Source organism: Trueperella bonasi (assembly GCF_030811535.1).
Classification (GTDB): Bacteria; Actinomycetota; Actinomycetes; order Actinomycetales; family Actinomycetaceae; genus Trueperella; species Trueperella bonasi.
Window position 1 is genome coordinate 234482 of sequence record NZ_JAUSQX010000001.1, and the last position, 14298, is coordinate 248779.

14 protein-coding genes are annotated in these 14298 nt (G+C 54.9%); 9 read left to right on the forward strand and 5 right to left on the reverse strand.

All coding sequences use genetic code 11. The features are described 5' to 3' along the window. Positions 1–47 precede the first annotated feature (47 nt). Complete coding sequence (locus J2S70_RS01080) at positions 48–473, forward strand: HIT family protein (RefSeq protein ID WP_307681905.1); 426 nt, start codon at positions 48–50, stop codon at positions 471–473. 14 nt (positions 474–487) lie between these two features. Here the strand turns inward: J2S70_RS01080 and J2S70_RS01085 are convergent, their stop codons facing one another. Genes J2S70_RS01085 through J2S70_RS01095 form a run of 3 tightly spaced genes read right to left on the reverse strand, consistent with a single transcriptional unit; the run spans position 488 to position 2476 of the window. Further along, on the reverse strand, positions 488–1174 hold the full coding sequence (locus J2S70_RS01085) for a vitamin K epoxide reductase family protein (RefSeq protein ID WP_307681906.1): 687 nt from the start codon (positions 1172–1174) through the stop codon (positions 488–490). Next, positions 1171–1929, reverse strand: a complete 759-nt coding sequence (locus J2S70_RS01090; protein ID WP_307681907.1) for an HAD-IIB family hydrolase — start codon at positions 1927–1929, stop codon at positions 1171–1173. The genes J2S70_RS01085 and J2S70_RS01090 overlap by 4 nt, the downstream gene beginning before the upstream one ends. Before the next feature lie 4 nt (positions 1930–1933). After that, positions 1934–2476, reverse strand: a complete 543-nt coding sequence (locus tag J2S70_RS01095) for a DUF4282 domain-containing protein (RefSeq protein WP_307681908.1) — start codon at positions 2474–2476, stop codon at positions 1934–1936. A gap of 133 nt (positions 2477–2609) precedes the next feature. Between J2S70_RS01095 and J2S70_RS01100 the strand changes: the two genes are divergently transcribed. The 4 genes from J2S70_RS01100 (at position 2610) to J2S70_RS01115 (ending at position 6272) form a co-directional block, all read left to right on the forward strand. Further along, positions 2610–3995 carry an AI-2E family transporter gene (locus tag J2S70_RS01100; RefSeq protein WP_307681909.1) on the forward strand — a complete coding sequence of 462 codons (1386 nt, stop codon included), beginning with the start codon at positions 2610–2612 and terminating at the stop codon, positions 3993–3995. Between the two features lie 70 nt (positions 3996–4065). Next, entirely contained in the window at positions 4066–4773 is a 708-nt protein-coding gene (locus J2S70_RS01105) for a purine-nucleoside phosphorylase (protein ID WP_307683346.1), read from the forward strand. Beyond that, the gene (locus J2S70_RS01110) at positions 4773–5441 is read left to right on the forward strand and encodes a metal-dependent transcriptional regulator (protein WP_307681910.1); all 669 of its coding nucleotides are present in this window, start codon (positions 4773–4775) and stop codon (positions 5439–5441) included. Before J2S70_RS01105 ends, J2S70_RS01110 begins: the two co-directional genes overlap by 1 nt. A 222-nt stretch (positions 5442–5663) precedes the next feature. Then, positions 5664–6272: a thymidine kinase gene (locus J2S70_RS01115; protein WP_307681911.1), complete on the forward strand. Its 609-nt coding sequence runs from the start codon at positions 5664–5666 to the stop codon at positions 6270–6272. 70 nt (positions 6273–6342) lie between these two features. Here J2S70_RS01115 and J2S70_RS01120 read toward each other — a convergent pair whose 3' ends face one another. Then, positions 6343–8442: a glycoside hydrolase family 3 protein gene (locus J2S70_RS01120; protein WP_307681912.1), complete on the reverse strand. Its 2100-nt coding sequence runs from the start codon at positions 8440–8442 to the stop codon at positions 6343–6345. A 163-nt stretch (positions 8443–8605) separates the two neighbouring features. On the opposite strand from J2S70_RS01120, the gene J2S70_RS01125 reads away from it, so the two are divergent. The 4 genes from J2S70_RS01125 to J2S70_RS01140 all read left to right on the forward strand — a co-directional run bounded on the left by J2S70_RS01125 (position 8606) and on the right by J2S70_RS01140 (position 12999). Further along, positions 8606–10285, forward strand: a complete 1680-nt coding sequence (locus tag J2S70_RS01125) for a fumarate hydratase (protein WP_307681913.1) — start codon at positions 8606–8608, stop codon at positions 10283–10285. 104 nt (positions 10286–10389) lie between these two features. Further along, positions 10390–11376, forward strand: coding sequence for a methionine ABC transporter ATP-binding protein (locus J2S70_RS01130; RefSeq protein ID WP_307681914.1), 987 nt, complete (start codon positions 10390–10392; stop codon positions 11374–11376). Continuing rightward, positions 11373–12098, forward strand: coding sequence for a methionine ABC transporter permease (locus J2S70_RS01135; RefSeq protein ID WP_307681915.1), 726 nt, complete (start codon positions 11373–11375; stop codon positions 12096–12098). Before J2S70_RS01130 ends, J2S70_RS01135 begins: the two co-directional genes overlap by 4 nt. A 73-nt stretch (positions 12099–12171) precedes the next feature. Then, positions 12172–12999, forward strand: a complete 828-nt coding sequence (locus J2S70_RS01140; RefSeq protein WP_307681916.1) for a MetQ/NlpA family ABC transporter substrate-binding protein — start codon at positions 12172–12174, stop codon at positions 12997–12999. Positions 13000–13055: 56 nt separating this feature from the next. Here J2S70_RS01140 and J2S70_RS01145 read toward each other — a convergent pair whose 3' ends face one another. Further along, positions 13056–14267: a class I SAM-dependent RNA methyltransferase gene (locus J2S70_RS01145; protein ID WP_307681917.1), complete on the reverse strand. Its 1212-nt coding sequence runs from the start codon at positions 14265–14267 to the stop codon at positions 13056–13058. Positions 14268–14298: the final 31 nt, after the last annotated feature.

The following is a 14298-nucleotide window of genomic DNA, read 5'->3' on the forward strand; positions in this document are numbered from 1 at the left end:
GGCGATAGCCAATGTGAGAGATGTGACTTCCCGGGTAGACTTGGAGTATGGCTAGCGTTTTTTCGAAAATTATTGCGGGTGAACTCCCCGGCCAGATCGTGTGGAAGGACGAGCACTGCGTGGTCATGGCAACCATTGAGCCAATGCGCCCCGGGCACGTGATGGTCATCCCCTTGGAGGAAGTCGATAAGTTTAACGACGTCGATCCCGCCGTTTTCGCGCATATGGCGAAAGTGGCGCAGATTATCGCCCATGCGCAAGAAAGAGCCTTCAACGTTCCGCGTGCAGTCACAGCAATTCTCGGCTTTGAGGTGCCGCACACCCATATCCACGTGATTCCCGCAGAATCGGAAGCTGCCGCATACGTTCAAAATGCGCACAAGGCTGAAGCAGACGAGATCGCCAGTGCGATGGACAAGCTACGCAAGGCCTTGGGCGAGCTAGGACACGGTGAGAAGATCCCGCCGAACTAGGACCTGCTAGCGGATCAAAATACCAGCGCCCAAGAGTTCCAGAAGGCGATGATTGTCACCGCAACCAACGTCACGTAAAGTACCGCAACAACTATCCAGCGGTTACGCACGAGCGCCGATCCTGCAGAGCTCGCGCTTTGGCCAAGATGGCCCGCTTGAAGCGTGCGTGCGAGAATGTGCACAAATAGTGGAATCACCGCGATCCAAACGATCACGCAATAGGGGCAGATTGAGCCCGCCACGACATACGATTGGTATCCAAACCAGAGCACCCAGATCATGCCCAGTGATATTCCCACAAGGGCGAGCGACCAAAGGCTTCGGTGGAGTCGGCCACCGGTGAGTAGCACCAGCCCGAGTCCTGACATGCCTGCAAAGAACAGCGCCCCCCACAGGGCGTTGGGCACGTCGAAAATGAGTGTTCCCTGCCAGGCGGTAAACCACGTGGAGCATCCGACGAGTGGATTGACATCGCAAAGAAGGTTGCCGGCGGGATTTCTCAGGTAGTTAATTTCTGAAAGCAAGAGCATGGCAGAAGCAAACATTCCGAGAAGGCTTGCAATCGTCCATAAGAGCCCGGTTTCTAGCGATGCTCCCCCGGCGCTCTCATGTTCGGTTGGCTTTGCTTCGAATTTTGCTATGCGCCGCTCGAGTTCAGCTAGCTCGATATCATCGGTGTCGTCCGCGCCGTCAAAGGTCATCGTGATTGAGCCTTTTTGACGTACGTTTCAACGAATGCGGCGGTGTCTTCCCAGCCGGTTACGGGGTGGGTGTCAATTCCTAGCTTCTTGACCGGGTAGTCGTTTCCTGAAGGATCGAGGCGATCACCGATAAACAGCATGTCAGCAATGTCGATTCCCGTATGTTTTGCAAGTTCGGCAATTCCGTATGATTTATCAACACCTTTACGTGTGATGTCAACGGATGTAGAACCTCCGGAGCGTACTTCTAGCGCCGGTAGACGTTCGGCGGCGGCGGCACGCAATGCCTCTTTTTTTGATCCGGTAGGATCCCAGGCCTTTTTCTCTTCCAAAGGTGCCTGCTGGCCAAGTGCCGAGAACGTTATTTGCGAGCCGCGATCCTCAATGATTTCGCCCCACGGCTTAGATTCCCACAAGCCTAATCGTTTTGCCTCTTCCTCCAAAATTCGCTGGGCCTCCATGCGCTCCTTCTCACTCAGATCGCGAACGTAAACCGGAACCCAATCGCCGTCGTTGAAACGCAAATATCGCGTTCCACACGTTGGCATAAGATGCAGGCGAGCCAGCTGCTCGGCGGTTGCTTTCAATCCACCAAGCAGCTGCCTATTAAATTGCTCAAAATTCCCACCTGAAATGACACAGACGTCATGAAGCTCAAGCAGATCGCGTAGAGTAGCAGCCATTCGCGCAGGAAGTGGTGACTTCGATGGCGCTAAGGTGTCATCGAGATCGAAGGCGAGGAGGGCACGAACCATACCGTTACTTCGTGTCCGAATCCGAATTCTTGACGAAGTACTCCAACATCACCCGCGACGCTCCGATGATGAGCAGCCCGATCGCCGTATTGGTCAAGAAGCCCACGAAAGAATTAAACTTTGCTGCCCCACTTACGTAATCTTCAGACAGCATCGTGATGAAAACGATAAGCCCGCCAACAGCCATGACGATTCCGGCTACAATCGCGAAGATGTGCACGATGCGCGCCAGACCCGGCGTAAACGTGCGCGAGAAGTCACTAGAAAACAGTGCGCCGAAGCCTCCGCCAGAGTTCTGTTGCGCCATCGGCTGCTGACCGTATGGCTGGCCGTACTGCGCCGGATGTGGCTGACCGTACTGCTGTTGGCTATACGGCTGCTGGCCGTGAGGCTGCTGCGGCTGCCCCCCGTACTGAGCAAAGGTCGGTGCCCCCTGCGCGCCGTAGCCCTGATAGTTCTGCGCGGCCGGAGAAGATCCTCCCTGCCCGCCCTCATGGACTTCCGGTTTGAACTGCCCTTCAGAAGAGTTGGTATTCTGTTCAGACATCAATGGTTCCTAACCTCGGTTTCAACTTGCGAAATTATTGTCTCACCCTTGATGGGCAATTCCAATTTCTTACGGTTTGTTCAATCGGCGCTTAATGTTCTTAACATGGCGGCATTCGAGTAAGGTTGGCTGCATGGAAAAAGTAGAGCCCGAGGGCATTTCAGCCTCGACTTATGACGGCGCAGACACCAGCCAGCGTCTCAGCACAACCCGTGTTCCCACAGGTTTACGCACAGCCGCTGCGTGGTCCTGGCGCATTATCGTCATCGCCATCATTGCCATTGCTCTGGGCTGGTTTTTGCTCCAATTTTCTACGATCGTCATCGCGCTGATGATCGCTTTGCTGCTTGCAGTTATTTTGGAGCCGGTATCGTCTCGCCTCCAAAATCGCTGGGGATGGCCTCCAGCCGCAGCAGCAGCCGCGGCTCTCATTGGTCTGGTGCTCGTCATCACCGGGCTTCTTGCTGGGGCAGGCACGGGAATAGTCGCGGGAGTTTCAGACCTTACCGAGCAGGTTGTTGAAGGTATTTCTACGCTCATCGCCGTGATAAGCGAGCAGTTCCCGAACTTGCGATCATCGCTCGATGACGCTTGGGGAAGTGCGCAGGAAACGATCCGCCAAAATTCCTCGTCTATTCTGGGCGGCGTTGCCTCTGTTGGTTCAACCGTCACCTCTTTTTTCACCGGCCTGATTTTGACCTTCTTTTCTCTATTTTTCTTCCTTAAGGACGGGCGCCGGCTATGGCACTGGCTAGTTCGGCTCGCGCCAACATCCCAGCAAACTCAGATCAACGAGGCCGGTATCCGGGCATGGGTGACTATCGGGAACTACACCCGAACACAGGCAATCGTTGCGGCTGTCGATGCAGTTGGTATTGCCGCTGTTGCCATGCTCTTAAAGACTCCATTCAGTCTGGCTTTCCCCATCGCCGTCGTCGTGTTTTTATTCTCGTTTATCCCGATCGTTGGCGCGTTCCTCTCGGGCTTCCTCGCTGTTGTGATCGTTTTGGTCAACACGCAGTCGATAGCAATGGCCCTGCTGATGTTGCTCGGCGTGATCGTCGTCCAACAGTTGGAAGGCAATGTCCTTCAGCCCGTACTGCAGGGTAACGCTCTCAACATGCACGCACTGGCAATCGTTATCTTCGTGACCGGCGGCTCGGCCGTCGCAGGAATTTTTGGCGCGCTGTTTGCCGTTCCGGTGGCCGCTGCAATAAATACCGCTTTGCTCTACTTCCAAGGCCACGATACCTACCCGTATTTGGACCACATGGAGGATCGCCCCGGTGGTCCCCCGCGTAACTTCGAGCATTATCGCACCGAGTATTGGAGGAAGTTCGACGAAAAGGTCGCCCAACATTTATCCCCCAAAGAGCGAAAAGCCGAAGGTAAACGGGCCCGTAAGGCCGCCCAACTCCATGCTAAGGAGGATATCGGGCTCGAAGAGGCTAAAGCGCGAGTTGACTCTCAGGATGGAGATTCGAGCGCTGCTGACGCTACCGATGATTCGGCAAACTAACGTCAGCCTCGCGCGCGATGAGTTTATTGGCGATAATATATAGAAATCGTAACAACCGAGGAGATCCATGATGGCCACCCCACATATCGCCGCCGAAAAAGGCGATTTCGCACCAGCTGTTTTAATGCCTGGCGATCCCAAGCGAGCCGAAAGAATGGCCGAACTGCTCATGCCTGACGCTAAAGTCGTCTCCGATGTGCGCGGTATCAAGGCTTTCACGGGAACTGTGGACGGCAAACCACTGTCCGTTATGGCATCTGGTATGGGCCAGCCGTCGCTTGCCATCTACGTCTCCGAATTGTTTACGCAGTTCGACGTCGAACGCGTGATTCGCGTTGGAACCTGTGGCGGTCTTTCCAACGGGGTGAAAATCGGCGATGTCATCGTTGCTAACGGCGCACACTATGAAGGTATCATTAACACTCACCTCATTCCCCAAACCCATTTCTCTGCTGTCGCCTCGCACAATCTCGTCCAGGCGGCGCTCGAAGCTGCAACGGACGATATGAACGTCGTCGTCGCACCTGTTATTTCCCGGGATCGCTTCTACGACGTGCCGGATGAGGTGAATGCGGCCGCTGCCCGCGTTGGCACGGCGGGCGCGGAAATGGAAGCTGGAGCACTCTACGGGCTTGCCGCACTACACGGCAAAGAAGCATTGGCCGTTTTGACCGTCTCGGATCACATAACGGTGAAAACAGTCGATATGACCGCGGAAGAGCGCGAGACGAACTTCCAATCGGCTCTAAAACTCGCGGTGGCCGCGGCTTTGTCGTAATGGTTGCCCTCACGCCGTCTACCGAAGACTATTTAAAGACCATTTGGGCAATTACCGAATGGTCTGGCCCCGAGGTTTTGCCGACCGAACTTGCCCGGCGGATGGAGGTTAGTCCGTCCACCGTGACCGAGGCTGTCAAAAAACTCGCAGCCCAAGGACTTGTGGTTCACAAGCGCTACGGGCCGATTCGCCTTACGGAAGATGGCCACCGTGAGGCCCTGCGTGTGGTGCGCAAGCACCGACTTATCGAATCATTCCTGCACAATCATTTGGGATACGCGTGGGAAGAGCTGCACGCGGAGGCTGAGGCGCTTGAACACGCTGTTTCTGAACGCTTCATCACAGCCGTTGACGAGCTCCTGGGCCACCCTTTACGTGATCCGCACGGTGATCCCATTCCTCGCGCTGACGGTACGATGCCTCAGTTTGACGTTTTTCTGCTTTCAGAGGTGGAGGAAGGATCAGAGGTCGTTGTCGCACAAGTCGACGACGACGATTCAGATGTGTTGGTCTACTTGGGGGATCTCGGGGTGAGACCCGGCATATCAGCGCGAGTCGCCGTTCAAACCCCCGGACTGGGACTTACGACCATTGATGTCGAAGGCCGTGAGGTTTCGCTTCCCTTGCCCGCTGCTCGCCGAATTAGGGTGACAGCCGAGGAGGGGTAACTGACTGCAGGTTGGTAGTACCTGCACCGGGCCCAGCTTTACAGCACCGAGCGAAATTACCCACCCGAGCTTCGGCTTTCGCCACGCGTACTTTTGTTGTGAAACGATCTCAATGTTCATACCACTACCCTCGCATGCGGCTCCGACACCGATATTCTTGGGCTGGTACATCACGCACGGCCGTCAAAGCTGTAACATTGGATAGACCGAAAGGTAATTGTTGTGGCAAAACTGTACTTCCGCTATGGAACCATGAATTCAGGCAAAACAGCCGGTTTGCTGATGGCGGCACACAACTTCGAAGAGTCTGCTCAGCAGGTTTTCATCATCAAGCCCGCTCTTGACTCTAAAGCTGGCGGTGCACTAAGCACCCGGCTCGGAATTGAGCGAAAGGCCGACCATTTGGTTCGACCAGAAGATGACCTGTTCGACATTACGAAGGCGTGGCTGGGGCAAATCACAGGGAATACTGTTGGCGGTGTTCTGGTCGACGAGGCGCAATTTTTGACTTCTACCCAGGTTGATCAGTTGCTTCGAGTCGCTCTCGTCTTAGACGTGCCTGTCTTGTGCTATGGCCTTCGCACAGATTTCCTCACCCGTGTCTTCCCCGGTTCGGCCCGGTTACTCGAAACGGCTCACACCCTCGAAGAGCTGAAGACGATGTGCGGCGCCGGGTGCCGCCGAAAAGCGAATTTCAATGCTCGAAAGGTTGACGGCGCGTTCGTGCTACACGGCGAGCAAGTGAGCATCGATAACCAAGAAAACATCGATTACGTCGCACTTTGTGGTCAGTGTTTCTTGCAGCTGGTGGGGCCAATCGAAGGTTCATAAAGAGGTGGGCGGAACCGAGGCTCCGCCCACCTCATCTTAGGCACATCAGCATCTGACGTGCCGTCGTCGCTTAGTCCTCGTACGTTAGTCCATGGCCGAGCTTATAGACGTTGCCATCTGTATCGGTCCACGCGTAGTCGAGACCTTCTGGCATGTATTGCTGCTTGTCATAGCCGGGCACGTCATTGGGCGAGACGCAAATACCATTCTCATCCACGTGAATTGCCGCTTCGGTTCCCGGTGGTGTGATCGGCATCTTGCCCTGCGGCTTGAACTTTCCAGCGATAACCTCACCCTGAGCGTCAAAGAAGCTGTGGAAGGTACCGATGAGTGCATCCGCGAGCGGCTCGACGTCGTCGATAATCCACGCCAAAGAATAGTTCACCGAAATGATCACCTTCTGGCCACGTTCGCGGCCTTCGCGCGCCATTTGCTTGAACTCTTCGGCACCGGTGACTGTCGTTTCCGTATACTCCGTGCCGTCAACAGCTCTCAACGGTTTATTTTCGCAAATGGTGAGCTCGAGCAACCCGGGAGTTGCGTTAAAGTAATCGCCGGACTGCGGATCAACCATGAGGTAGAGAGCATCCGCCTCTTCCGGTTTATCCACGAGTATCAAGCCATCAACCGCACCGATCTGCTCGCGAGCTTCAGCCGTTTTCTGCTCGGAGGTTTCGGGCTTCTTATGCCACATCTGAACGTAAACCTTTGTACCTTCCGCAAGGGGCAAGGTCTTGTTCGAGTTCTTCATAAGCACGATGGACTTGCGGTGCACCTCATCCGCAAGCTTCCAGCCCGGAGAGTTCTTCACGATATCGTCAGCCGCCTCGGCGTCGACGTAGGTCTGTTCATCAAACAGCCCGAGTTGGAACATCTCCATCAGCAGTCGGTAATTCGCCTCGTCGATACGCTCCATCGAAATCATGCCCTGTTCGACAGCGGCCTTAAGATCTTCGACATTATTGGTATCGGCTATCAAATCCGTGCCGGCATTAACCGCCTTCGCAAAGCGGCCAGGCCGTTCGAGATCCTCGACGCCCCAGTTCATATTGTCTGTGACGCCCGAATCAGAGTTGATATAACCCTTGTAACCCATGCGGCGCCGGAGAACTTCTTCGATCAGATACCAGTTAAAGGTGAATCCTACCTCCTCGAAGGGCACGTCAATGCCGTCAATGTGCTGGACCACGGATTTCTCGATCGACGGGGCCGAGTAGTAAGGCATCATCGAAGCAGACTTAATCGCGGCCCTAAACCCGGGCATGTGGTACTTATCCAATGAACCCGGGGTACGGTAAACGTTCCATTTGCCCTCAACGTAGTGCGGGTCAAAACCGTTTTCACGCGGTCCGCCACCCGGGTAGTGCTTCGTTGTTAGTGACACGGACTCCGGGCCAAGTTCATCGCCCTGGAAACCTTCAATGATGCGCTCCATCGCATCGGAAATTAGTTCCGGATCTTCGCCGAAAGTTCCGTAGGTGCGCTGCCAGCGTGGGTCCGTGACGACGTCGGCCATATACATGTAGCCCTTACGCAGGCCACTTGCACGCCATTCCGCACACGCTGCTCGAGCGTATTCTGAGAAAATCCTGCCATCTTTGCCCAGCGCCTTTTCGCCGAGCACCGCGGCTGCAATACCCATCGTGGCTGGGAACGTGGAAAAGACACCCATTGCGTCATTCATGCCGAAAACGAACTCACCGTTATCGTTACGAGGATTCGACGTCACGAGGGTTGGGATACCAAGGCGGGTGCCCTCTGCAATTTCATTCATCGCGTTATTCCAGCGGGCGAGCTTCGTCGGTGAAAAGTTATCGCGCAAAATGAAATGGCGAATGTGAAGGTTTTCGATCGTGTGGCTTGTTCCCCACACCTTGCGCATGGCAAAAATTGTTTCGCCTTGTTCGATGATCTCCTCGTCGATAATGCCGTCATAAGACGTCTTTCCGCCTTCGGGGGTGTTGTACCCCGTGCGTCGAGTATTGATGAGCATATTGCCCACCTTTTCGTCGAGGGTCATGCGCGAAACAAGATCTTTTGCACGCTCCTCGTATGGTAGGCGCCAATCCTCGTATGGATCGAGCTTCCCATTACCATTGAGATCTTTGAACTGGTAGCCGTCTACTTCGATGATCTTCTTTGATCGGGTCTCAAGCTTGGGTTGTTCCACAATACACCTCTTCGTCAATGCTGAACACTTCAAGTTTAGTCACATCGAATGGGAAATAGGTGAGTTGCCGGACGTTGCCACGGTGCGGGTCATTGATCCCGGGATTTAAAAAAAGTGCACGTTAGCCTCTTATCGACGAGTTCTTTGACCAGAAAGATGAACGATGGCTGACATAAAATACAGGGATATGCTCCCCCTTGGCCCGGATACAACCGAATACCGCCTTCTGACCACTGAAGGTGTGCGCACTGTTGAAGGCCCGGAAGGAATAACCTTCCTGCAGGTGGACGAAAGTGCACTTGAGCTCCTTGCCGAAACCGCAATGCATGACATCAATTTCTTCATGCGAACTGAACATCTCGAGCAGCTGGTGAAGATCACCGAAGATCCAGAAGCTTCCCCCAACGATCGCTTCGTCGCTAAGACACTACTCCGAAATGCCTATATTTCCTCGCAGGGTGTGCTTCCGCTGTGCCAAGACACGGGCACGGCAATAGTCAAAGGTGATCGCGGGCAGCACGTATTAACCCCGGGAGTTGACGAACGCGCTCTGTCTCGCGGCATCCAAAGTACGTACGACAAGTACAATCTGCGCTATTCCCAAAATGCTCCTTTGACCATGTACGAAGAAGTGAACACGGGAACGAACCTGCCGGCACAAATTGAACTCTACGCAGATACTGCGCCTGGCAAAGAAAATGAGTACAGCTTCCTCTTCATGTCCAAAGGTGGCGGCTCGGCTAACAAATCGTTCCTGTATCAGGAAACCAAAGCGATCCTTAACCCCGAAGCGATGATGCCCTTCCTCGAGGAAAAGATCCGCTCGCTGGGCACGGCCGCTTGCCCGCCCTACCACCTTGCAATCGTGATCGGTGGCACTTCAGCAGAATATGCTTTGAAGACGGCGAAATACGCTTCAGCAAAGTATCTGGACGAGCTTCCCACCCAGGGTGGCGAAGAGGGCTACGGTTTCCGCGATCTCGACATGGAAGCACAGGTACTCGATCTCACCCGGAAGATCGATATCGGCGCCCAGTTCGGTGGAAAGTATTTTTGTCACGACGTACGAGTTGTTCGCCTTCCCCGCCACGGCGCCTCACTGCCGGTGGCAATTGCCGTCTCATGTTCGGCCGATCGCCAGGCAAAGGCAAAGATTACTCCCGAGGGCATTTTTCTCGAACAGTTGGACTTCAATCCGGGAAGGTTTTTACCTGAAACAACAGACGCCGAAATCGGCCACCAAGAAGGCGATGAGGTCATCCACATCGACCTCAATCGGCCGATGTCCGAAGTGTGTGCTGAACTTTCGAAGTATCCGGTAAAGACCCGCCTATCGCTCAGCGGCACGATCGTCGTCGCACGCGATATCGCACACGCGAAAATCAAGGAACGCCTCGATGCCGGCGAGGGTATGCCGCAATACATGATGGACCACCCGGTCTACTACGCAGGCCCCGCAAAAACTCCGGATGGTAAGCCTTCGGGTTCCTTTGGCCCGACGACGGCCGGGCGCATGGACGCCTACGTGGAACCCTTCCAAGCGGCCGGCGGTTCTCTCATTATGCTTGCGAAGGGAAACCGCTCACAACAGGTCACCGATGCGTGCCAAAAGTACGGCGGTTTCTACCTCGGATCAATCGGAGGGCCCGCGGCGCAGCTGGCTGAAGACTGCATCAAGAAGGTCGAGGTCCTTGAATACCCCGAACTCGGAATGGAGGCCGTGTGGCGGATCGAAGTTGACGATTTCCCGGCCTTTATCGTCGTTGACGATAAAGGGAACGACTTCTTCGAGGGATCCACGAAGGTCAGCGTCACCATCGGTAAACGGCTCGGGCTCGAATAACGGCGAATCGATGAACATCTGGTGAGATGAATTTGCAACCATGTACTTCCCTGTGTTTACTATTCCCTCGTAAGCACAGCCTGCATGGCTAACAGCGGAGGACCATGATCGAGCTCGATGGGGTAACGAAAATTTACCCGCGCAAGAACGGCGAGGACGTCGTCGCTCTTGACAATCTGACGCTCACGATCCCAAATGGTGAAATTCACGGGATCGTGGGCGAATCAGGTGCGGGCAAATCAACCCTCATTCGCTGCCTGACCGCACTCGAACAACCCACGCGCGGCTCGATCAAGGTTGACGGCAAAGATCTGACGAAACTTTCCGAGGCAGATCTACGTGCGGAACGGCGCCGGATTGGCATGGTCTTCCAAGGGGCAAATCTTTTCGAGGCACGAACCGCCTGGGATAATATCGACTACCCGCTCAAGGTGACGGGAGTAAAGAAAGCGCACCGTGATAAACGCGTGGCAACCTTACTTGAGCTGGTCGGTCTGGCTGATCGAGGTGCGTCCTACCCGGCGCAACTTTCTGGCGGCCAGCGCCAACGCATCGGGATTGCTCGCGCGCTCGCGGCACAGCCGTCGGTGATCCTTGCCGATGAGCCCACTTCTGCCCTGGATATGGACACCACTGACCAGATTCTTGATCTCTTGAAAGATATTCGAGACCAGCTTAGTGTCACCATCCTCATCATCACGCACGAAATGTCCGTGGTACGCAAGATTTGTACTTCGGCTACATTGCTGGAAACCGGCAAGATCGCCGAAACGGGATCGATTCTCCAAATGTTGAGCGATCCCACGTCAAAGCTTGCTAGGAAGCTTGTGCCCCTTCCCGCAGTCGATCCCTCAACCGTGACGGGTCAGCGCCTAGTCGACATCTATTTCACCTCCAGCCCAGGGATCCCCACCGGTTCGAAGGTGATGAATAAAGTGGCCGAGCTAGGTGCCGACATTTCCGCGGGAACCTTCGAATCTATCGACGACACGCAGGTAGGACGCCTGGCTCTCGCATTTCCACCCGAGAAAGTCGCCAGCGCTATGGATGCGTTCGAAGCCGCCGGAATTCATGCGAGGGTGAGATTATGACGACGCCGTTATCCACGGCTATCGTAGCCACTCCCCTATTGTCTTCTGGCTCGTGGTTTTCCAATCCTGCGATTGAGCGAGGTTTGTGGCCAGCGCTCATAGAAACGCTCTACATGGTTGGCTTCGCCTCGCTCTTTACCGTGTTGCTCGGTCTACCGCTCGGCGTGTTTTTAGCAGAAACTCGTAAGGATGGTCTCATCGAGGCACCGATCGCAAACCGGGTGACCGGCGTCGTTGTTAACCTGGGCCGCGCGATACCATTCATTATATTGGCAATAATCGTGCTTTTCGTGATCCGCGCGATCGACTTGCCGTTTCTTAAGGCAATAGGCTGGCCCGCCTTCACCATTGCTTTGACGGTCAGCGCCATCCCATACTTCGCCAGACTCGTCGAGTCGAATGTGCTTGCCGTCGAATCGGGCAAGGTTGAAGCGGCTCTCATGACTGGAGCTACCCGAACGCGCATCATGTGGGATGTGCTCGTGCGCGAAGCTCTGCCGTCAATTATCAACTCCATGACGATCCTCGTGATTACAATCGTGGGATATTCGGCGATGGCCGGAGCGGTCGGCGGCGGCGGTTTGGGCGCACTTGCGATCAATCAGGGCTACCAGCGTTATAACTTTGACGTGATTATCATCGTCGTCGCCGTCATTTTGGTTATGGTTCAGCTTATCCAGTGGATGGGCGACATGCTGAGCCGGATGGTTGACCACCGCTGAGGCGCAACCATCCGGGCTAAACAGCCTCGGCTCCCCATCTAGAAATCAGTCCTTTAAGAACAGGAAAACAATCATGCGTAAAATTTTTGCACTCGCAGCAGCCACGACCTTGGCTCTTTCAGCCTGCTCGTCCGATGAAGGAAACGAAACGACGAACAACGAATCCAGCTCGGACGGCGTCGTCACCCTAAAAGTGGGAGCCTCCCCGGTTCCGCATGCCGATATCCTCCAATTCGTTGATGACAACCTGGCAGCCGACGCCGGCTTGGATCTCGAGATCACCGAGTACACGGATTACGTTCAGCCGAACGTAGCCTTGGATGCCGGTGATCTTGACGCAAATTTCTTCCAGCACGTCCCATATGTTAATGCTGAAGTTGCAGAGAAAGGCTACGAATTCACACACGGACCAGGTATCCACATCGAACCCTTCGGCCTGTATTCCGAAGTAGTGGACACGGTTGATCAGCTCGAAGAGGGCGCTGTCGTCGTCGTGACGAACGATCCGTCCAATCAGGCGCGCGGTCTGAAACTCCTCGAGCAGGAAGGGCTGATCACACTGGCAGACGTTGAAAATCCAACGATTTATGACGTTTTGGACAACCCAAAGAATCTTGATATTCGCGAGTCGGAGGCACCGGCGATTCCGGTTCAGCTTCCCGACGTCGACCTAGCGGTGATCAATGGAAACTTCGCACTTGAAGCAGGCCTCGTTCCGTCCGAAGACGCGATCGCGCTCGAATCGGGCGTGGATAACCCGTACTCGAACGTTCTGGCGTGGAACATTGGCGCTGAGAATGCCGAAGCAATCGAAAAGCTGGATGAACTCCTGCGATCCCCCGAGGTCGCACAATTCATTGAGGACACCTACCCCAACGGCGAGGTTGTTCCCGCCTTTTAACTGAATGGGCGGCTCCGGTAATTCCCGGGGCCGCCCATTTTTATACCTATTTTTACCTACTGCACAACGCAAACAGTCTCTACAAAATGCGTTTGCGGGAAAATATCGAGGGCCACGAATTGTGTTACTCTCCTACCCGCGCGTACTAGAGCCGCCACATCCCGTGCCATCGACCTGGCATCGCAGGACACTAAAGCAATTTGCCGAGCGGGGCTGAGAGCTAGAATCTTTGCGGCTTCGCTTCCAAGTCCCGCTCGAGGCGGATCAGCAACGACAACCTGGGCGGAACCGACAAGTGAGCCAAGTGTGTGTGCATCGATGGTGAGCGCGTGGGAACTCGCCCAAGGCGCGGCCGTGAAATTAGCCGAAGCTGCCTCGGCTGCCTCGCTGTTACCTTCATATGCTCGGACGCTACCGCGTGGACCAATAAGGTCAGCCGCGACGAGCGAAAATAGACCCGCACCAGAATATAGGTCAACGAAGTGGGTGCGTTCGTCGAGCTCGAGGTTGTCGAAAACCGCGGCTACAAGCGCATCGGGAGCATTTTCATGGACCTGCCAAAATCCTTTCGTGCCAAGTGTGTACTCGTAGCTTCTCCCCCTATAATTCACGATTTCCCAGATCGTGTTAGGTGCACGTTCGGAAGGTGAAAAGAAGGCTTGACCTGCCGACATAATCACCGGCGAACCAGCATTCGGAGCGACGAGCTGGAGGTGTTCGCCGGTCGTGAGGGTCTCATCCCACGCGTTGCCAAAGAGATCGAGTGATTCAAGCCGTTTACTTGCCAGCGGAAGTTCTGATACTCGCACAAACGTGCCGCCAGAATTGACCCCAACTCCAGTGGGAAGTTTATTCACGCCAATTCGCGTGCGGTAGTGCCAACCGTTGCCGTCAACTGCTTGGACGGTAAGCATCGGCGGGGAAAACTGCGCAAGTAACTCCTCGCCACCTGCCTCTCTTAATTCACGTCTCAGCATGCGCGTTTTCATTTCACGTTGGCCGCTCAGGGTGATGTGGCCGTAGTTTGCGGCACCGGTTTGATACACACTGCCAAGGGGCCACGGATGGTCAATGCGGGTTGGTGCCGGTTTGAGAACCTCACGCGTGATGGCAAGTAGGCCGCGAGCGCGAATGTTCGTAATCTCAGCGCGCACGCGCTCACCAATAATGGCACCGCGCACAAAAAGTTGCTGGCCATCAAATTGGCCGACGGTCTCTCCGCCGAATGCGACATCCACGATGTCAACATCCACGCTTTTACCGATCACGTGCTCCCCTATCTGCTATTGCACAAGTTTG